The following is an 18,850-nucleotide window of genomic DNA, read 5'->3' on the forward strand; positions in this document are numbered from 1 at the left end:
CGAGGCCGGCATGTGGCTGACCGCCACCAACAAGTCCTACGATCTCGCCTATGCGCGGGAGGCGAACGGCGTCGGCGGGCGGCTGCACCACGTCACCTTCGCCCTCGACAGCCGGGAGGCGATCCTGCAGGCGGCCGACACCTTCCTTGAGGCCGGCGTGCCGATCGAGAACGGCCCGCACAAGCACGCCATCCAGCAGACCTTCTTCCTCTACGTCTGGGAGCCCGGCGGCAACCGCCTCGAGTTCGCCAACGCCGGCGCCCGCCTCATGCTCGCGCCGGACTGGAAGACCATCGAGTGGACCGAGGCGGAGCGCAAGAAGGGGCAGGCGTGGGGGATGCAGACCATCTCCACCTTCCACACGCACGGCACTCCTCGTCTCCCGGGTCAGGACTGAGTTACTCGGGGAGCGAGGGCCGGGGGCGGTCCACGGAGTGAAGAGAGCGGGGACCCCTACCCCGATTCACTCCGCGAACCGCCCCCGGCCCTCGCTGCGCTCGGCCGACCTCGCGGGTTGAGTGCCGCGCGCAGCGCGGTGTATCGAAACCCTCCGGTGAGTGAAGGGGGCGACAATGGCCGGACGCAACTCAGGAGAAACCCGAGGCGAGGGACGTCGTCGCCCCGCGGGGCCACGAATCTCCTGAGTTGGAGCCCGACGAGGCCCCCACCACGAAGTGACGTCCCGTCTGGTGGGCTGGTGTCCTTGCGCCGGGGTGAGGGATGCCGGAGGATTGTCAAACGGATTGTTGACGATCTGTAGGGAAGGGCGACGGCGCATGGGGTCTCTCACGGTGGAGCAGGACATCCGTACCGGGTTGTTCATCGACGGACAGCACCGACAGACGACGGACCGCATCGAGGTGTACGACCCCTCGAGCCCGAGCACCGTCGTCGGTACGGCCGCCGCCGGTACCCGACAAGACGCGCTCGACGCCGTCGCCGCCGCCAAGGCCGCCTACCGGGGCTGGTCGCGCATGACACCGCAGGAGCGCGCGAAGCGCATCGCCGCCGCCATGGAGGGCATGGAGGACTACCGCGACGAGGATGCGCGCGTGCTCACCCTCGAGAACGGCAAGCCGTTCATGGAGTCGTGGGTCGACTTCCTCGTGCTCAGCATCCGCACCGGCATGGCGCTCGAACTCGCCGACGAGGTCGACGAGGAGAAGGTGCTCAAAGGCCCGCCGGTCACGACGACCGTCATGCACCAGCCGCTCGGAGTCGTCACGATCATCGTGCCGTTCAACTGGCCGATCGCGATCCTCGGGGCGTCGCTGCCGCACGCCCTCCTCGCCGGCAACACCGTGATCGTCAAGCCGCCGCCCTCGACGCCGCTCGCGATGTCGCGCGCCATCGCCCGCATCGCCGAGAAGCTCCCGCGCGGCGTGCTCAACGTCATCACCGGACGCGACGCCGAGATGGCGCCGATCATCCAGAACACGGATGTCGCGAAGGTGTGCTTCACCGGCAGCATCGGCGGCGGCAAGAAGATCGCCGAGATGGCATCCCAGACCCTCACCCGCGTGACGCTCGAGCTCGGCGGTAACGACGCGGCGATCATCTTCGACGACGCCAAACTCGACGACCAGGCCTTCGACCGGCTGTACCAGGGCATCTTCGACACCGCCGGGCAGGTGTGCATGAACGCGAAGCGGATCTACGTGCACCGCAACCGGTTCGACGAGGTCGTGAAGGGACTCTCCGACCGGCTCGAGCGCGTCGTGCTCGGGCACGGACTCTCCGAAGGCACCACGATGGGCCCGCTCCACCAGGCCCGGCAGAAGGAGTACGTCGACTCGCTCATCGAGGAGGCCCGCGCGTCCGGGGCCGAGGTGCGGGAGTTCGGCTCGTGGCCCAGCGACCTGCCCGACGGTCAGTTCGTTCGGCCCGCGCTCGTGCTCGACCCCGATCCGACGCTGCGGGTCGTCACCGAAGAGCAGTTCGGCCCCGTCGCGCCGATCATCCCCTTCGACACCGAAGACGAGGTCGTGGCGGCCGCCGACGACACCTGGGGTGGACTGTGCGCCTCCGTGTGGTCGGCCGACCCCGAGCGCGTTCGCCGCGTCGCGAAGCAGCTGCAGGTGGGCATGGTGTTCGTCAACGACCACGGCGCGAACCGGCTCGACCTGCGCGCCCCGTTCGGCGGGATGCGCGCCTCGGGCTCCGGGCGTGAACAGGGGATCGAAGGCATCCGCGACTTCCAGGACACCCGCTCCATCGGGAACCTGCACGTCGACGCGGTCTGACCCGACGGTCGAGTGAGATCGCTCGACCGGCTACAACAGGTCGGCGATCGCGTCGAAGACCGCACGAGGGTCTTCGTGGTGGAGCGAGTGCCCCAGCCCGGAAAGACGCCGCACGTCCCAGCCTTCCGCGGCGAGTTGCTCGGGCAGCGGGTCCGGCACGACGAAGCGGGCGTCCTCGGAGAGCACGACCGTCGAGGGGATCGTCGATGAGCTCGCGGGCCGTGACCACGTCGCGACGGCCGCAAAGACCCGCAGCGCCATGGGGCGGTCCCATCGGGCGTGGGCGGCGTCGACGCGCGACTGGTTCTCGGCGGTCAGCGCGGATGGCCGCACCCCGCGCCGCGTGAACGCGATGACGAGCGGGAGCAGCAACGGGATGTGCAGCACGAGCCACCCGCGGACGCCGGTCGGCAGGGCGAGCCGGAACCCGGGATCGAGATAGACGGCCCGCTTCGGGGCGAGTTCGGCGACGACCTGCGCGACGACGGGGCCGCCGAGGGAGTGCGACACGATCAGGTCGAGCCCGCGGGGGAGGGTGTCGATCAGATCCCCCGCGAAGTCGCGCACCTCGTACGAGTCGCTGCGCGGGCTCTCGCCGTGACCCCGCAGGTCGAGCATCGTGACCGTGTAGTCGCCGGTGGCGGCGAGCAACCCCGCCAGGTCGTGCCAGGTCGTGCCGTCGTCGGCGAGGCCGTGCACGAGCGCGGCACGTCGGGGCCCGCTGCCGACGGTCGCCGTGTGCAGTCTCATGTTCGCTCGCTCAGACGTGGAGCGTCTCGTTGAGCGCGACGGCGGCGCCCGTGCGGGGGAGGGCTTCGACGGCGCCGGTGGCGGAGTTGCGGCGGAAGAGGATGCCGTCCACCCCGCTCAGCTCGGCGGCCTTCACGAGGCGCGGCTCCTCGCCGGGCACGAGGAGGGTGAGCTTCGTGCCCGCGGTGACGTAGAGGCCCGCCTCGACGACGCAGTCGTCGCCGATCGAGATGCCGACGCCCGAGTTGGCGCCGAGCAAGGAGCGTTCGCCGATCGACACGCGGTGCGTGCCCCCGCCCGAGAGGGTGCCCATGATCGACGCGCCGCCGCCGATGTCGGAGCCGTCGCCGACGACGACCCCTTGCGAGATGCGGCCCTCGATCATCGAGGCGCCGAGGGTGCCGGCGTTGTAGTTGACGAAGCCCTCGTGCATCACGGTCGTGCCGGGCGCGAGGTGGGCGCCGAGCCGCACGCGCGCGGGGTCGGCGATGCGTACGCGCGACGGCGTGAGGTAGTCGACGAGCCGCGGGAAACGGTCGACGCCGAGCGACGAGATGCCGGCGCGCTGCAGGGCGGGGCGCAGCCGGTCGAACGCCTCGGGCAGCATCGGGCCCGCGGTCGTCCAGGCGACGATCGGCAGGTGCGCGAAGACGCCGTCGAGGTTGAGCTCGTTGGGCAGGACGAGCAGGTGGGAGAGCGCGTGGAGCCGCAGGTAGGCGTCGGTCGTCGAATCCGGCGCCTCGTCGAGGTCGATGCCCAGCGACACGTGCTCGACGTGCACCTCGCGACGCTCGTCGGGGCCGAGGTGCGGCGCGAGCTCGGCGGGCAGCTCGTGCGACGTCGGCTCGTGCATCGATGGTGCGGGGTACCAGGTGTCGAGCACCGTCCCGTCGGCGGCGATCGTCGCGAGCCCGTGGCCCCAGACCTGACGTGACGCGGAGCTCATGGCTCCAGGTTATCCGTCGGCGAAGGCGCGCCGGATCGTCCCGTCATCGGCCCCGGACTGCAGCAGCAGCACGAGCAGCAGCCGCGCCTTCGCCCCGTCGAGGTCGCCCGACGGAATCAGCCCGGCATCCATGAGGTCGCGCTCCGATCCGGGGAACGCACCGACGTTCTCGTAGAGCTCGCCCGCCCCGGTGCGCGACGCGAAGACGACGGGGATCCGGGATGCCGCCTCGCGCACGGCGGGCAGCGACGTCTCGGCGACGTGGCCGGCCCCGAAGGTCTCGAGCACGAGGCCTGCCGCCCCCGTGGCGACGGCGGCCGTGATGAGCGCGGGGTCGTCGCCGAGCGTGAGCCGCACGAGCGCGACGGCGGGCAGCGGGCCGTCACCGAACGGCACCGCGGCGGGACGACGTCGGCGGGCGAGGGGGAGCCGCACGCGGTCCTCGACGAGCCACCCGATCGCGCCGAGCGACGGCGAGCGGAAGGTGCCGGGTGACGACGTGTGCGTCTTGCGCACGTAGCGCGCGAGGTGCACCTCGTCGTTGAGCACGACGAGCACGCCTTGAGCGCGGGCATCGGGGTGGGTCGCGACGCGAAGGGCGCCGAGCAGGTTGGCGGGCCCGTCGGCTCCGGGATGCCCGACATTGCGCATCGCGCCCGTCACCACGACGGGACGGTCGCCGCCGAGGGCGACGTCGAGCGCGAACGCCACCTCCTCGAGCGCGTCGGTGCCGACCGTGACGACGACGCCGTCGGCATCCGACGCCTCGATCGCGCGGGCGAGCTCGCGCACGTCGTCGAGGGTGAGGTTCGATGACGGCTGCATACGCACGGTGCGCGGTTCGAGGTCGACGCCCGCGCGTGCACCGAGGTCGCCCGCGATGTCGTCCGCCGTGAGGGTCATCCGCGCCCCCGTGCCGGCCTCGTCGACGGGGGCGGCGATCGTGCCGCCGAGCGCGAGGAGGGCGACGCGGGGCCGGGAACTCATGGGGCCAGGCTAGCCCTGGCTAGGCTCGGGATCGTGCCTCTCGACGCCCCGCCACTCGACCTCGGCGCGTCCGTCGTCGACATCACCCGCCAGCTCGTTGACATCGAGTCGGTGTCGGGGAACGAGAAGGCCCTCGCCGACGCGGTCGAGGCGGCGCTCGCCGCGTTCCCGCACCTCGAGGTGACCCGGGATGCCGACGCCGTCGTCGCCCGCACGACGCTCGGGCGCGCCCGCCGCGTCGTCATCGCGGGACACCTCGACACCGTGCCCGTCAACGACAACCTGCCGTCGCGGCTCGAGGGCGACGTGCTCTGGGGTCGCGGCACCGTCGACATGAAGGGCGGGGATGCGGTGATGCTCAAGCTCGCAGCCGAGCTGCCCGACCCCGGCGTCGACGTCACGTGGGTCTGGTACGACAACGAGGAGGTCGCGAGCCACCTCAACGGCCTCGGCCGTCTCGCGCGCACGCGCCCCGAACTGCTCGACGCCGACTTCGCGGTGCTGTGCGAGCCGTCGAACGGCGAGGTCGAGGGCGGCTGCAACGGCACCCTGCGGGTGGATGTGCGCGTCACCGGCACGCGCGCCCACTCGGCCCGCTCGTGGATGGGGTCGAACGCGATCCACGCCGCCGCGCCGATCCTGCAGCGCCTCGTCGACTACACCCCGCGCGAGGCCGAGGTCGACGGGCTCGTCTACCGCGAGGGGCTCAACGCCGTCGGCGTCCGCGGCGGCGTCGCCGGCAACGTCATCCCCGACGAGTGCGTCGTCGAGGTCAACTACCGCTTCGCACCCGACCGCGACGCCGAGCTCGCCGAACGGCATGTTCGGGATGTCTTCGCCGGCTTCGACGTCGAGGTCACCGACATCGCGGAGGGCGCGCGCCCCGGGCTCACCGATCCGCTCGCGCAGCAGTTCCTCGCGGCTGTCGGGGGAGAGGCACGGCCCAAGTACGGCTGGACGGATGTCGCCCGCTTCGCCGCGCTCGGCATCCCCGCCGTCAACTACGGCCCCGGCGATCCGTCGCTCGCGCACGCCGACGACGAGCGCGTGCCGGTCGACCAGATCCTCCGCTGCGAGCAGGGCCTGCGGGCATGGCTGGCGACGCCCCTCGCGGGTTGAGTGGCGCCGCGCGAAGCGCGACGCGTGTCGAAACCGCACGACGAAGCCGCGGGTTGAGTAGCGACGCGCGAAGCGCGACGCGTGTCGAAACCCTCCTGACGCGAACACCCTGGTGGGGCAAGGTCCTCGCGATCTTCCTCGCCTCGAGGATCGTCACCACGACCATCCTCCTCATCGTCGCGAGCCTCCAGCGCACGAGCGACCGCACCAGCGACCATCCGGGTCTGACCGAGTTCGCGAACATCTGGGACGGCCAGTGGTACTGGCTCATCAACGCCTCCGGCTATCCCGACGAGATCCCGCGCCATGACAACGGCGACGCGAAAGAGAACGCGTGGGCGTTCATGCCCGCTTTCCCCTACCTGCTGCGCCTCTTCACCGTGTTCGGCATCCCGTTCACCGTGATCGCTCCGATCGTCGCGGTGCTCTTCGCGGCCGGCGCCGCGCTCGTCTTCTTCCGCCTCATGGCGCGCTTCCTGCCCCAGGGCTCGGCGCTCTTCGCGACGGCGCTGTTCTGCGTCGCGCCGCTGTCGACGATCCTGCAGGTGTCGTACGCCGAGTCGATGCACCTGTTCCTGCTGTTCCTCGCGCTGCTGCTGCTCGTCGACCGCCGGTACGTGCTGCTCGTCCCCGTCGTGATCGTGATGTCGCTCACCCGGCCGAGTGGGCTCGCGTTCGCGCTCGCGCTGCTGCTGCACCTCGTGCACCGCTTCGTCACGCGGGCTCGCGACCCGTTCCCGTGGCGCGAACGTCTGCAGGTCGTCGCGGTCGGGCTGCTCAGCGCCCTCATGGGCGTCGCGTGGCTGCTCATCGCGTGGGCGGTCACCGGGGAGTTCACCGCCTACACCGACACCGAGTTCGCCTGGCGGCGCGGCTTCGGCATCGAGGGGCACTTCATCCCGTTCGCGCCGTGGGTGCAAGCGGCGCAGTTCTGGTTCGAGCACTGGTGGGGGGTCGAAGGCCCCACCCTCGTCGTGATGGCCGTCGTCGCCGTCATCGCGCTCGCCGGCGCGTTCGCCGCGTTCCTGTTGTCGCCCTGGGCGAAGCGCCTCGGGCCCGACCTGCGCTTCTGGCTCGTCGCCTACGCGCTCTACCTGCTCGCCGTGTTCTTCCCGCAGTCGAGTGTCTTCCGACTTCTCGTGCCGCTCGCCCCGGCACTCGGTGCGCTCGCGGTTCCCACGTCACGGATCTGGCGGGTCGCGCTGCTCGTGGCGGGGGTCGTCGGGCAGGTCGTCTGGACCTACGGGGTGTGGCGGGCCGACGTCTACGACTGGACCCCGCCGTAAGCCGTTCACCCGGGCGCGATTTCGGGTGTCCCCGGTTGTGCGGGATAATGGATCCTTCAGGGCATCCGAAAGGGGAATCTCATGGCTGCGATGAAGCCGCGGACTGTTGACGGGCCGATGGAGGCTGTCAAGGAAGGACGTCTGATCATCGTGCGGGTTCCGCTCGAAGGTGGTGGCCGTCTCGTGGTGTCGGTCAACGACGCCGAAGCGAAGGAACTGTACGAGGCCCTCGGCGGCGTCGTCAACGTCTGACTCCGCCCTCCCGTGGGTTGAGTGCCGCGCGCAGCGCGGTGTATCGAAACCCTCGGGTCAGTCGCTGAGCTTCACGAGCTGCAGCAACCCGTCGCCGACCGGGCTGAGCGCCGCGGCGACGGCATCCGACTCGGAGATCGTCGCGAGCAGCGCACGGAAGTCGGCGACCGTCTCGTCGCGCGCCGCGGGATCGGCGACGCGTCCCCGCCAGAGGGCGTGGGCGACGATCACGATGCCGCCGCGGCGGGCGATGCGCAGGCCGTGCTCCACGTAGTCGAGCAGTGACGCGGGGTCGGCGTCGACGAACACGAGGTCGTACGCGCCGTCGTTCATGCGCGGCAGCACCTCGGCGGCGGTGCCCGTGATGAGGCGGATGCGGTTGGCCGGCACCTGCGCGTCGGCGAACGCCGTGCGGGCGACCTGCTGGTGCTCGAACTCGACGTCGATCGAGGTGAGCACCGCGTTCGGGGCGCCGCGCAGCAGCCAGAGTCCGCTCACGCCGGCGCCGGTGCCGATCTCGACGATCGAATGCACGGTGGATGCCGCGGCCAGGAGTGCGAGCTGGGCGCCCATCGCGGGGGAGATCGCCTCGATCCCGAGCTCCATCGAGTGCTGGCGCGCGTCGGCGATCGCCTCGGGCTCGGAGACGAACTCCTCGGCGAAGCGCCAGCTCATCTCCTTGTCGGCCATTTCTCGAGCGTATCCGCCGAGCCGGTCCGTCTCAGGGAGCGCCACTATCCTGGGGGCGTGTCCTTCGGGCTGACCTTCGACAAGCTGCTGATCATCTTCGTGATCGCGCTCTTCCTGATCGGTCCCGACCGCCTGCCCGCCCTCGCCACGCAGCTCGCCCGCCTCGTGAAGACGCTCCGCGGCTTCGCCGACGGTGCGCGCGACCGCATGCGCGAAGAGATGGGCCCCGAGTTCGACGAGGTCGACTGGCGCAAGCTCGACCCCCGGCAGTACGACCCGCGGCGCATCATCCGCGAGGCGCTGCTCGACGAGGTCGCCCCGCCCGCGAAGCCGGTGTCGCCGAACGGGCCGGCCACGGCATCCGCTCGACCCGTCTACCGCGAGTCCGCGCACGAGCAGCGCATGCGCAAGATGGGCAACCCGCGCATCGCGCCCTTCGACTCCGAAGCCACGTAAGACTTCGGTGGTCGAGTAGCCCGCGCAGCGGGCGTGTCGAGACCAGGCGCGAGGTCTCGACACGCGCCTGCGGCGCTACTCGACCACCGACGATCTAGCGGCGGCGGATGAGCTTCGCGAGGCGGAGGTAGAACATCATCGTGCCGAGGAGCTTCGAGAACTCCGCGCCGGTGCGGGGAAGCTGCAGCACGCCGGTCGCCGACGCGATGGTGTGGGCCTCCACGAAGCGCAGCAGACCCTCGGGTCCGTTGCGACGCCCGAGGCCGGACTGCTTGACGCCGCCCATCGGGGCGTCGACCGACCCGAAGCTGGCGCGGTAGCCCTCGTTGACGTTGACCGACCCGGCCTCGAGCTGCGCGGCGACCTGGTGTCCCCGGGCGTGCGACCCGCTCAGCACGGACGCGTTGAGTCCGTACTCGGAGTCGTTGGCGAGACGCACGGCCTCCTCCGCCGAGTCGACGACGTGCACGGCGACGAGCGCCCCGAACGTCTCGGCCCGGTCGCAGCTCATCTCGCTCGTGACGCCGGTGAGCACCGTCGGCTCGAGGAAGTACGGGCCGAGGTCCGGCCGCGCGCGCCCGCCGACGAGCACGGTGGCCCCCTTCGCGACGGCGTCGTCGAGGTGCTCCTTCACGCGCTCGAACTGCGCCTTCGTGGTGAGCGAGCCGACATCCGTCGAGTAGTCGAACGCCGTGCCGAGCTTCAGCGAGGAGGTGCGGGCCGCGAACGCCTCGGTGAACGCCGACGCGACACCCTTCTCGACGTACACGCGTTCCATCGAGACGCAGAGCTGCCCGGCGGCAGCGAAGCATCCATACGCGGCGTCGGCCGCGGCCTTCGCGGGGTCGACGTCGTCGAGCACGATCATCGGGTTCTTGCCGCCGAGCTCGAGCGAGACGCCGATGAGCTTCTGCGCGGCCCGGGCGGCGACGAGCTTGCCGGTCGCGGTCGAGCCGGTGAAGCACACGTAGTCGGCGACGTCGATCACCGCCGTGCCGATGTCGGCCCCCGGACCGGCGACGACACCCCAGAGGGCGGCGGGCACGCCGGCTTCGACGAACGCTCGCCGCGCGAGCAGCACGGCGAGTGACGCCTGGTCGTCGGCCTTCTGCACGACGCCGTTTCCCGACGCGAGCGCGGGCGCGATGTCCATGATCGCGAGCGAGAGCGGATAGTTCCACGGCGTGATGACGCCGATGAGGCCCTTCGGCTCGTAGCGCACCCCGGTGCTCATGACGATCGGGATGCCCGCCCGGCGCCGCTGCGGCGAGAGGGTCCGTCGGGCGGCCAGGGCGGCGTACCGGGTGGCCGAGGCCGCCTGGAAGAGCTCCTCGAACGCCTGACCCCGGGTCTTGCCCGTCTCGGTCTGCACGGCGTCGAGCAGTCGCTCGCGGTTCTCGAGCAGCAGATCGTGGGCCCTCAGCAGCACGGAGCGACGATGCGCGAAGCCCGCCTGCCACCACGCGCGCTGCGCATCCCGGGCTGCTTCGGCGGCGGCCTCGACGTCGGCGACGGTGCTCTGCGGCAGGTCGTGCAGCACCTCACCCGTGAACGGCGCGACGACCGCCGACGTCTTCTCCGACGTGGCGGTGAGGTCCCGGGTCAGCTCCTGCGCTGCGGCCCGGTCGAACGGCGATCCCGACATGAGAGAACCCTACTTTCCGCCTAGCATTCCAGCATGGCCACGCCCGCACGCGCCCTGCGCCGCGGCACCGTCGTCCGCTACGCGGTCGGCTCGGTCGGTACAGGGGGATTCGGAACCCTTCCCGGTCTGGTGCTGCTCATCTACATGACCAACACGCTCGGAGTGAGCCCCGCCTTCGCCGGCGCCGCCTTCACCGTCTCGAAGATCTGGGACGTCGTCATCGACCCCTGGATCGGCGCGCGCAGCGATCGCAGTCTCGCCCGCACCGGATCGCGTCGTCGCTTCATGGTGATCGGCGCCATCCTGCTGCCGGTGTTCTTCGTCTTCACCTTCGCGGTACCCCCGGGGTTGCCCGAGGCGCTGTCGGCCGCCTGGGTGCTGGTCGGGTTCCTGCTCGCGGCGACGGCGTTCTCGCTCTTCCAGGTGCCGTACATCGCGCTGCCCGCGGAGCTCGTCGACAGCTACGACGAGCGCACGCGTCTGCTCTCGGCTCGGGTCATCGTGTTGACGCTCGCGGTCCTCGGCTTCGGTGGCGGGGCTCCGGAGCTCGTGAAGCTCGGCGCGACCGAGTACCAGGGCTACCTGATCATGGCTGCGGCGGCGGGTGCCGTCTTCCTCGTCGCATTCCTCATCACGGCGACGGTCGAGAAGAGTGCGCTCGGTGCGACCGTGCCGATCGCCCCCGGCACCGACCCGGTCGAGGGGCTCGCCGCGCCGAAGGTCGGGCTCGGCATGCACTTCCGACGCGGCTGGTCGGCAGTGCGCGACAGCCAGCCCTACCGGGCGCTGCTCTTCACCTTCATCGTGCAGGCGCTCGCCATCGGGCTCATGCTCGCCGGCGTCGCCTACGTCTCGTTCGAGGTGCTCGGGCTCTCCGGCACGATCTTCCCGTTCCTCGCGCTCATCGCCCCCGCGATCCTCGTGACCCCGCTGTGGTCGGTGGTCGCGCGACGCGTCGGCAAGGAACGAGCGTTCCGGATCGCGACGGTGCTCTTCGCCGTCGCCGCCCTCGCCCTCGTCGCCATGATCTGGGCGCCCGGACCGTGGGTCTTCGCGGCGATCGCGGTCGCCGGTGCCGCGTACGCGGGGCTCCAGTCGCTGCCGCTCGCGATGCTGCCCGACACCGTGGCTCACGACGCGCAGACGAACGGCCCCGGCCGCGCGGGCACGTTCAGCGGCGTCTGGACGGCCGGCGAGACCGCGGGTCTCGCGTTCGGCGGCACCATCCTGTCGATCGTGCTCGCGGTGACGGGCTTCATCCCGACCGTCGCCGAGCAGACGGTGACGCAGCCCGAGACCGCGATCGTCGGCATCGTGCTCGCGTTCAGCGTGATCCCGGCCGCGCTCATGCTGCTCAGCCTCATCTCGCTCGCCCGCTACCCGCTGCGCAAGCGCGACATCGACGCGCTCGTGCGCGACACTCCAGCCCCGCCGACAGGAGCCGCGCTGTGACCCTCGACGAACAGCCCGCCGACATCCTCGCGTCGCTGCGCACCCTGCGGGAGGGCGACGCCCCGACCCACGGCGGTCGCGTGCTGTCGTACGTCTACGACCCCGGACTCGCCGAACTCGACGAGCTCGCCGCCGACGCCGCACGGCTCATGCAGCCGGTCAACGGTCTCGACCCTACGACGTTCGGCTCGGTCGCGGCACTCGAGCGCGACCTGCTCGGTTTCGTGCGCGGCCTGCTGCACGGCGACGACGAGGTCGTCGGCACCGTGACGACGGGCGGCACCGAGTCGTGCCTCCTCGCGGTGAAGACGGCGCGGGATGCCTGGGTCGCCGCGGGTGGGAGCGGCCGGCCCCGTCTCGTGCTGCCGGCGACAGGTCACGCGGCGTTCCAGAAGGCGGCGCACTACTTCGGTCTCGAGCTCGACCTCGTGCCCGTCTCCGCCGAGGGCGTCGTCGCGGTCGCCGACATCGAGTCCCGCCTCGGCGACGACGTCGCCCTCGTCGTCGTGTCGGCGCCGTCCTACCCGGTCGCGGTGCTCGACCCGGTCGAGGCCGTGGCGTCGTTGACCGCCGCGCGCGGCATCCCGTTGCACGTCGACGCGTGCATCGGCGGACTCGTGCTGCCGTTCTGGCCGCACCTGCCCGCATGGGACTTCGCCGTGCCGGGGGTCACCAGCGTGAGCGCCGACCTGCACAAGTACGGCTACGCGCCGAAGGGCGTCTCGGTGCTGCTGCAGCGCGGACGCGACCGCCAGCGCCTCCAGTACTTCGCGACCACCCGCTGGCCGGGCTACCCGGTGGTGAACCCGACGATCCTCGGGTCGAAGTCGGCCGGTCCTCTCGCCGCCGCCTGGGCGATCACGAAGGCGCTCGGCGTGCCCGGCTTCCAACGGCTCGCCGACTCGACGCGCCGCTCGACCGAGGCGATCATCACGGCGATCGGCGGCATCGAGGGGCTGCGCGTCGTCGGGGAGCCCGCGGGCCCGCTGCTCGCCGTCGCCGCCGATCCGCGCGCCGGGGTCGACGGTCAGGTCGATCCCCACCACTGGGCGGATGCCGTGCGCGGCCGGGGCTTCATCCTGCAGCTCCAGCCGGCGCACGGAGACATCCCGCCGACGACGCACCTCACGATCACGCCCGTCACCGAGAGCGTGCTGCCGGAGTTGCTCGCGGCGCTGCGAGCGGGGGCGGATGCCGTGCGCGGCGTGCCGCACGTCGACGCGGGCCTGCTGCTGGAGTCGCTGCCGCCGCTCACCGGCGCGCTCGACTCCGACACCGCGGCGGCGATCCTGCAGGGCTTCGGGATCGGTGCCGGTGGAGCGCTCCCCGACGCCCTCGCGCCCCTGCTCGCAATCATCGAGGCGACGCCCGCGCCCCTCGCGGAGCGGCTGCTCACCGAGCTGCTCGCCCGCCTCGTCGAACCCGCCTGACCGAGCGAGCGACTCTCGGTGGTCGAGTAGCGCCGCAGGCGCGTGTCGAGACCTGCCTGAGTTTGCTCGAAATCGTGTCTCGACACGCGTCGCTCCGCGCCGCTACTCGACCACCGAATTGCGGCAATCCGCGTGTTCGGGGGGCACCGCGGGTGAGCATCCGTCGATAACATCGGGGGCGTGACGCATACCGCCCGACGCCCCCGTGAGCTGCGCCCCGGGATCCTCGCGCGCTACGCGACGGGCGAATTCGTCACGAGCGGGTTCGCGGCACTGCCGGGCCTCGTGCTCGTCTTCTACATGACCGACACCCTCGCGATCCCGGCGCTGCTCGCCGGAGCGGTCGTCACGGTCGCGAAGATCTGGGACATCATCATCGACCCGATCGTCGGCGCCTACTCCGACCGGGAGTTCGCGGCGCGCGGATCACGTCGTCGACTCATGCGCCTCGGTGCGATCGTGCTGCCGGTGTTCTTCGTGCTCACCTTCGCCGTGCCGACCGGCACCGAGCCGCTGCTCGCCGCGGCCTGGGTGTTCGTCGCTTTCCTGCTCGCGGCGACGGGCTTCTCGTTCTTCCAGGTGCCCTACAACGTGCTGCCGGCGGAGCTCGTCTCGGGCTACGACGCGCGCACGCGTCTGCTCACGGCGCGCGTCGTCGTGCTCACCGCCGCGATCCTGCTCTACGGCGGCGGTGGTCCCGTGCTGCGCGAGGTGGGGGTCGAGCTGTTCGGCTCCGACTTCGGCGGGTACCTGTTCATGGCGATCGGCGCGGCGGCGATCTTCGTCGTCGCGATCCTGGTCACCGCCACCGTCGAGAAGGCGGTGCGCGGCAAGCTCGAGGCGTCCCCGGCACCCGTGGCGGCATCCCACGCCTTCACCGAGATCGCACCGCCGCGCGACTCGATCGCCGTGCAGGCGCGGCGCGGGCTCGCGATGCTGCGCACGTCGAAGCCGTTCCGCACGCTGCTCGCGACGTTCTTCACGCAGGCGCTCGCCGCGGGCGGGATGCTCGCCGCCACCCAGTACGTGGCCACCTGGGTGCTCGGCGACACCGACGCCGTGACCATCCTGTTCGTCGGGCTCATCCTTCCGGCGATCATCGCCGCGCCGCTCTGGGGTGTCGCCGCCCGCCGCATCGGCAAGGAGCGCGCCTACGTCATCGCGACGACCCTGTTCTTCCTCGCCGCCCTGTCGCACGTCGGTCTGCTGTTCGTGCCCGGGTACTGGATCGTCGTCCCGATCGGCGTCGTCGGCATCGCGTACGCCGGGCTCCAGGCGCTGCCGCTCTCGATGCTCCCCGACGTCATCGCGCACGACGCCCGCCGCAACGGCCCCGGCCGCGGCGGCTCGTTCAGCGGCATGTGGACGGCCGGTGAGACGACGGGTCTCGCGTTCGGCACGACGATCCTCGCCGTCGTGCTCGCCGTCTCGGGGTATCTGGAGTCGACCGCGACGACCGCGGTCGAAGCGCAACCCGCGTCGGCCGTCTTCGGCATCGTGATGGCGTTCAGCGTCGTGCCCGCGACGCTCATGGCGCTCTCGTTCATCCCGCTGCTGCGCTACCCGCTGCGCAAGAAGGACATCGACGCCCCCGTCGCGGAGACGGCTCCACCGACGTCCTCGGCGGTCGAGTAGCCCGCGTAGCGGGCGTGTCGAGACCGACCCGAGTCGCTCGTTCGGGTCTCGACACGCGGCTTGGGCGCTACTCGACCACCGAGGTGGCGGGGGTGAGCGGGAGCTTGCGACCGGCGAGGCCGCGACCGCGGGCGACGAGGGTGTCGGCGAGCGACAGGATGGCGGCGGCAGCCGGGTCGCTCGGGTCGCCGAAGACGACCGGTGCGCCGACATCCCCACCCTCTCGCAGCGCGCGGGACAGCGGGATGCGAGCCAGCACCGGCACGTCGAGGCGGGCCGCGACGGCGTCCCCGCCCCCGGAGCCGAACAGCTCACCCGTCATGTTCTCGATGACGCCGAGCACGGTCTGGCCGGTCTGACGCGCGACGAGTCCTGAGCGCTCGGCGACCTCGGCGGCGGCGGGTTGCGGGGTGGTGACGACGAGCACCTCGGCGTGGGGGAGCAGCTGGCCGATCGAGATGGCGACGTCACCCGTGCCGGGCGGCAGGTCGAGCAGCAGCACGTCGAGGTCGCCCCACCAGACGTCGGTGAGGAACTGCTGGATGGTGCGGTGCAACAGCGGTCCGCGCCACGAGACGGCGGTGGAGCCGTCGACGAACATCCCGATCGAGATGACCGAGACCCCGCGCGCGACGGGCGGCATCATGAGGTCACCCACCTTCGTCGGGCGGGCGTCGGGGCCGAGACCCAGGATGCCGGGGATCGAGAAGCCGAAGACATCCGCGTCGACGAGCCCGACCTTGAGCCCGCGCGCGGCGAGGGCGACCGCGAGGTTGGCGGTGAGCGTCGACTTGCCGACACCGCCCTTGCCGCTCGTGACGGCGTAGATCTTCGTGAGGGTGTCGGGTCCGAACTGCGAGGCCCGTGTGCCACGCAACCGCGCGACGAGAGCCTCGCGCTCCGGGGGCGTCATCGCGCCGATGGTCAACTCGATCGACGCGACGCCGGGCACGCCCAGCACGGCCGCGCGCACGTCCCTCTCGATCGTGTCGGCCGCGGGGCAGCCGACGATCGTGAGCACCATGTCGACGCTCGCGACGCCGTCGGCGACCGCCACGGCCCGCACCATGTCGAGCTCGGTGATCGGGCGACGGATCTCGGGGTCGACGACCCGGGCGAGCGCCGCCCGGACGGCGTCGGCGGTCACTTCGACGTTCCCGACTCCGACTCGTCGCGGTCCATGTCCTCCAGCAGGGCGCGCAGCTCGGCCCGGATGAAGTCCTTCGTGGCGACATCCTTCATCGCGAGCCGGAGTGCGACCACCTCGCGTGCGAGGTACTCGGTGTCGGCGAGGTTGCGCTCGGCGCGCTGCCGGTCCTGCTCGATCTGCACGCGGTCGCGGTCGTCCTGCCGGTTCTGCGCCAACAGGATGAGCGGTGCCGCGTACGACGCCTGCAGCGACAGGATGAGCGTCAGCAGCGTGAAGTTCGACGAACGCGGGTCGAACTGGAACACGACGGGCGCGACCGTGTTGAAGATGAGCCAGGTGACGACGAAGGCCGTCATCCCGATCAGGAAGCCCGACGTGCCCATCGCGCGGGCGAACGACTCCGAGAACCGACCCATGCGGTCGCGGCCGGAGGGTCGGAAGGGGGACGAGAAGCCCCCGCGCGCGGCCTTCGGAAGGTCGAGTCGGGGCTCGTTACGGGCGGGGCGATCGGCGCGGGCCATGCGGCGTCCTCCTTCCTGAGCTGGGGCGGATCGGGATGGCCGCCGTATCCGTGGTCACGGGCGGGGCCTCTTCGCTGGTACTTCGCCAGTCGTCCGGCAGCAGGTAGTCGAGGACGTCGTCGATGGTCACCACCCCGACGAGTCGGTGCTTCTCGTCGACGACGGGAAGCTGCACGAGGTCGTACGACGCGAGGCGCCGCGACACCTCGGCGGCGCTCGTGTCGGGCATGACGGGTTCGAGGCTCGTGTCGAGCAGCGTGCCCAGTCGCTCGTGCGGCGGGTAGCGCAGCATCCGCTGGAAGTGCACCATGCCGAGGAACCTGCCGGTCGGCGGTTCGTACGGCGGGAGGGTCACGCACACGGCGGCGCCGAGCGCCGGCGCGAGCTCGTGGCGGCGGATGAGGGCGAGCCCCTCGGCGACCGTCGCGTCGGCCGACACGATGATGGGCTCCGTGGTCATGAGACCGCCGGCGGTGTCGGCCTCGTAGGCGAGCAGGAAGCGCACATCGTCGGCTTCCTCCGGCTGCATGAGATCGAGCAGCGCCTCGCCGCGCTCCACCGAGAGCTGCGCGATGAGGTCCGCCGCGTCGTCGGGCTCCATCTGGTCGAGCACATCGGCGGCGCGCTCGTCGTCGAGCCGGGTCAGGATGTCGACCTGATCCTGCTCGGGCATCTCCTCGAGCGCGTCGGCGAGGCGGTCGTCGGGCAGCTCCTCGGCGACCTCGTGCCGACGTTCCTCGGGCAGGTCGAGCAGGGTGCTCGCGAGGTCGGCAGGCAGCAGATCGGAGTACGTCGCGACGAGCTGCTCGGCCGACTGCGACTCGCCGGGGGCGTTCTTCTCGCACACCTGGTTCCACGTGGCGAACGTCGTCGCGCCCTTCGAGAACGGGGACGCCGACCGCGGCCGCCGGAGGAAGAGGTCGCCGACCTCCCACTCGCCCGGCGCGCTCTCCTCGATCGCGACATCCTCGATCGTCGCCTCGCCCGAGTTGTCACGCAGATCGACCTTGCGACCGAGCAGCTCGGCGATGACCCGCACCTCGCCGCCGCGCTGCTCGAAGCGGCGCAGGTTGATGAGACCGGTCGTGATGATCTGACCCGAGCCGATGCTCGTGACCCGGCCGATGCTGAGGAACACGCGACGCTTGCCCGGCACCTCGACGATGAGTCCGACGACCCGCGGCGACTCCGCGCGGCGGTACACGACGACGACATCCCGGGCCCGGCCGACCTTGTCGCCGTTGGGGTCGAAGACGGAGCACCCGGCCAACCGGGCGACGAAGACCCGCGTCGCGCTCACGCTCAAACCCTACTCGCGCGGTTCTGCCCGTTCGCCGAGCGTCGGGCGGCTTTCCGTTTTCAGGAACCGGTGTGGGAGAAGTCAACGGATGTCTACTGCAGAACCTCGGGAGGGGACATCCGCCCCACATCATCCTGAAAACGGAAAGCGGACGGAGCAGGATGGGGGCATGACCCGGGCTGAGCGTCTCGTCCTCTCGATCGCGGTGCTCGCGTCGTTCGTCGCGTTCCTCGACGGCAGCGTCGTGAACGTCGCGCTGCCCGCGATCGTCGACGAACTCGGCGGCGGTATCGCGACCCAGCAGTGGACGGTCGACGCGTACCTCATCACCCTCGGCTCGCTCATCCTCGTCGCGGGGTCGCTGTCCGACGCGTTCGGACGCATCCGCATCCTGCGCATCGGACTCGTGCTGTTCGGGGTGGCGTCGGTCGCGATCGCGGCGGCGCCCGATCCGCTGTTCCTCATCGTCGCGCGTGGTGTGCAGGGCGTCGCCGGCGCGTTGCTCGTGCCGTCCTCCCTCGCCCTCATCACGAGCACCTTCGACGGCAAAGCGCGCGGCCGGGCGATCGGCACCTGGACAGGCCTCACATCAGCGGCCTTCATCATCGGCCCGCTCGTCGGTGGAGTCTTCGTCGACCTGCTGTCGTGGCGGCTCGCGTTCCTCGTCAACGTCGTGCCGATCGGCGTGACGTTCGTGCTGCTCGCGATGCTCGGGCAGAAGGACGAGCAGCGTCCGGGTGTGCGCATCGACTACCTCGGCGCGGTGCTCTGCACGCTCGGCCTCGGCGGTCCGGTGTTCGCCCTCATCGAGCAGCCCAACCTCGGCTGGTCGCATCCCGCGATCTACCTCTCGATGGGGCTCGGCGTCCTGGCGTTCGCCGGGTTCCTCGTGCGGCAGCGCTTCGCGCCGAATCCGATGCTGCCGCTCGGGATGTTCCGGGCGCGCAACTTCTGGGCCGGCAACCTCGCCACGGCGTTCATCTACGGC

Annotated in this window: 18 protein-coding genes; 10 read left to right on the forward strand and 8 right to left on the reverse strand. The window is 71.2% G+C overall.

The genetic code is table 11. From position 1 onward, the window contains the following. Both ACO1X9_RS00125 and ACO1X9_RS00130 read left to right on the forward strand, forming a co-directional pair. Nucleotides 1–397: VOC family protein (locus ACO1X9_RS00125; protein WP_486348797.1), on the forward strand; the 397-nt coding region annotated here is incomplete at its 5' end. 379 nt (nucleotides 398–776) lie between these two features. Further along, nucleotides 777–2,243, forward strand: a complete 1,467-nt coding sequence (locus ACO1X9_RS00130; protein ID WP_486348798.1) for an aldehyde dehydrogenase family protein — start codon at nucleotides 777–779, stop codon at nucleotides 2,241–2,243. 30 nt (nucleotides 2,244–2,273) lie between these two features. Here ACO1X9_RS00130 and ACO1X9_RS00135 read toward each other — a convergent pair whose 3' ends face one another. Genes ACO1X9_RS00135 through ACO1X9_RS00145 form a run of 3 tightly spaced genes read right to left on the reverse strand, consistent with a single transcriptional unit; the run spans nucleotide 2,274 to nucleotide 4,926 of the window. Next, a complete protein-coding gene (locus ACO1X9_RS00135) occupies nucleotides 2,274–2,993 on the reverse strand; it encodes an alpha/beta fold hydrolase (protein ID WP_486348799.1) in 720 nt (239 codons plus the stop codon). A gap of 10 nt (nucleotides 2,994–3,003) precedes the next feature. Beyond that, a complete protein-coding gene (dapD, locus tag ACO1X9_RS00140) occupies nucleotides 3,004–3,939 on the reverse strand; it encodes a 2,3,4,5-tetrahydropyridine-2,6-dicarboxylate N-succinyltransferase (RefSeq protein WP_486348800.1) in 936 nt (311 codons plus the stop codon). 9 nt (nucleotides 3,940–3,948) lie between these two features. Beyond that, entirely contained in the window at nucleotides 3,949–4,926 is a 978-nt protein-coding gene (locus tag ACO1X9_RS00145) for an asparaginase (RefSeq protein WP_486348801.1), read from the reverse strand. Nucleotides 4,927–4,959: 33 nt separating this feature from the next. Here ACO1X9_RS00145 and dapE point away from each other — a divergent pair, with 33 nt between their 5' ends. The 3 genes from dapE (at nucleotide 4,960) to ACO1X9_RS00160 (ending at nucleotide 7,583) form a co-directional block, all read left to right on the forward strand. Next, on the forward strand, nucleotides 4,960–6,045 hold the full coding sequence (gene dapE / locus ACO1X9_RS00150) for a succinyl-diaminopimelate desuccinylase (protein WP_486348802.1): 1,086 nt from the start codon (nucleotides 4,960–4,962) through the stop codon (nucleotides 6,043–6,045). A 53-nt stretch (nucleotides 6,046–6,098) separates the two neighbouring features. Beyond that, nucleotides 6,099–7,331 (forward strand): hypothetical protein, encoded by a 1,233-nt coding sequence (locus ACO1X9_RS00155; RefSeq protein WP_486348803.1) that lies wholly within the window; start codon nucleotides 6,099–6,101, stop codon nucleotides 7,329–7,331. An 81-nt stretch (nucleotides 7,332–7,412) separates the two neighbouring features. Further along, complete coding sequence (locus ACO1X9_RS00160; RefSeq protein WP_191281480.1) at nucleotides 7,413–7,583, forward strand: DUF3117 domain-containing protein; 171 nt, start codon at nucleotides 7,413–7,415, stop codon at nucleotides 7,581–7,583. 57 nt (nucleotides 7,584–7,640) lie between these two features. On the opposite strand, the gene ACO1X9_RS00165 is transcribed toward ACO1X9_RS00160, so the two are convergent. Beyond that, nucleotides 7,641–8,273 carry an O-methyltransferase gene (locus tag ACO1X9_RS00165; protein ID WP_486348804.1) on the reverse strand — a complete coding sequence of 211 codons (633 nt, stop codon included), beginning with the start codon at nucleotides 8,271–8,273 and terminating at the stop codon, nucleotides 7,641–7,643. Between the two features lie 57 nt (nucleotides 8,274–8,330). On the opposite strand from ACO1X9_RS00165, the gene ACO1X9_RS00170 reads away from it, so the two are divergent. Next, nucleotides 8,331–8,729: a twin-arginine translocase TatA/TatE family subunit gene (locus ACO1X9_RS00170; protein ID WP_486348805.1), complete on the forward strand. Its 399-nt coding sequence runs from the start codon at nucleotides 8,331–8,333 to the stop codon at nucleotides 8,727–8,729. Between the two features lie 94 nt (nucleotides 8,730–8,823). Here the strand turns inward: ACO1X9_RS00170 and ACO1X9_RS00175 are convergent, their stop codons facing one another. After that, nucleotides 8,824–10,374 (reverse strand): succinic semialdehyde dehydrogenase, encoded by a 1,551-nt coding sequence (locus tag ACO1X9_RS00175; RefSeq protein ID WP_486348806.1) that lies wholly within the window; start codon nucleotides 10,372–10,374, stop codon nucleotides 8,824–8,826. Between the two features lie 33 nt (nucleotides 10,375–10,407). Here ACO1X9_RS00175 and ACO1X9_RS00180 point away from each other — a divergent pair, with 33 nt between their 5' ends. From ACO1X9_RS00180 to ACO1X9_RS00190, 3 genes are all read left to right on the forward strand, one after another. Further along, nucleotides 10,408–11,826: an MFS transporter gene (locus ACO1X9_RS00180; RefSeq protein ID WP_486348807.1), complete on the forward strand. Its 1,419-nt coding sequence runs from the start codon at nucleotides 10,408–10,410 to the stop codon at nucleotides 11,824–11,826. Next, nucleotides 11,823–13,256 carry a pyridoxal phosphate-dependent decarboxylase family protein gene (locus ACO1X9_RS00185; protein ID WP_486348808.1) on the forward strand — a complete coding sequence of 478 codons (1,434 nt, stop codon included), beginning with the start codon at nucleotides 11,823–11,825 and terminating at the stop codon, nucleotides 13,254–13,256. The genes ACO1X9_RS00180 and ACO1X9_RS00185 overlap by 4 nt, the downstream gene beginning before the upstream one ends. A 180-nt stretch (nucleotides 13,257–13,436) precedes the next feature. Then, nucleotides 13,437–14,891, forward strand: a complete 1,455-nt coding sequence (locus tag ACO1X9_RS00190; protein WP_486348809.1) for an MFS transporter — start codon at nucleotides 13,437–13,439, stop codon at nucleotides 14,889–14,891. A gap of 67 nt (nucleotides 14,892–14,958) precedes the next feature. Here ACO1X9_RS00190 and ACO1X9_RS00195 read toward each other — a convergent pair whose 3' ends face one another. Genes ACO1X9_RS00195 through ACO1X9_RS00205 form a run of 3 tightly spaced genes read right to left on the reverse strand, consistent with a single transcriptional unit; the run spans nucleotide 14,959 to nucleotide 17,862 of the window. Further along, nucleotides 14,959–16,038 carry a P-loop NTPase gene (locus ACO1X9_RS00195; protein ID WP_486348810.1) on the reverse strand — a complete coding sequence of 360 codons (1,080 nt, stop codon included), beginning with the start codon at nucleotides 16,036–16,038 and terminating at the stop codon, nucleotides 14,959–14,961. After that, the gene (locus ACO1X9_RS00200) at nucleotides 16,035–16,562 is read right to left on the reverse strand and encodes a DUF1003 domain-containing protein (RefSeq protein WP_486348811.1); all 528 of its coding nucleotides are present in this window, start codon (nucleotides 16,560–16,562) and stop codon (nucleotides 16,035–16,037) included. Before ACO1X9_RS00200 ends, ACO1X9_RS00195 begins: the two co-directional genes overlap by 4 nt. Continuing rightward, nucleotides 16,534–17,862: a magnesium transporter MgtE N-terminal domain-containing protein gene (locus ACO1X9_RS00205; protein WP_486348812.1), complete on the reverse strand. Its 1,329-nt coding sequence runs from the start codon at nucleotides 17,860–17,862 to the stop codon at nucleotides 16,534–16,536. The genes ACO1X9_RS00200 and ACO1X9_RS00205 overlap by 29 nt, the downstream gene beginning before the upstream one ends. Before the next feature lie 169 nt (nucleotides 17,863–18,031). On the opposite strand from ACO1X9_RS00205, the gene ACO1X9_RS00210 reads away from it, so the two are divergent. Beyond that, on the forward strand, nucleotides 18,032–18,850 hold an 819-nt coding region (locus ACO1X9_RS00210; RefSeq protein WP_486348813.1), incomplete at its 3' end, for an MFS transporter.

The organism is Pseudolysinimonas sp. (assembly GCF_057350545.1).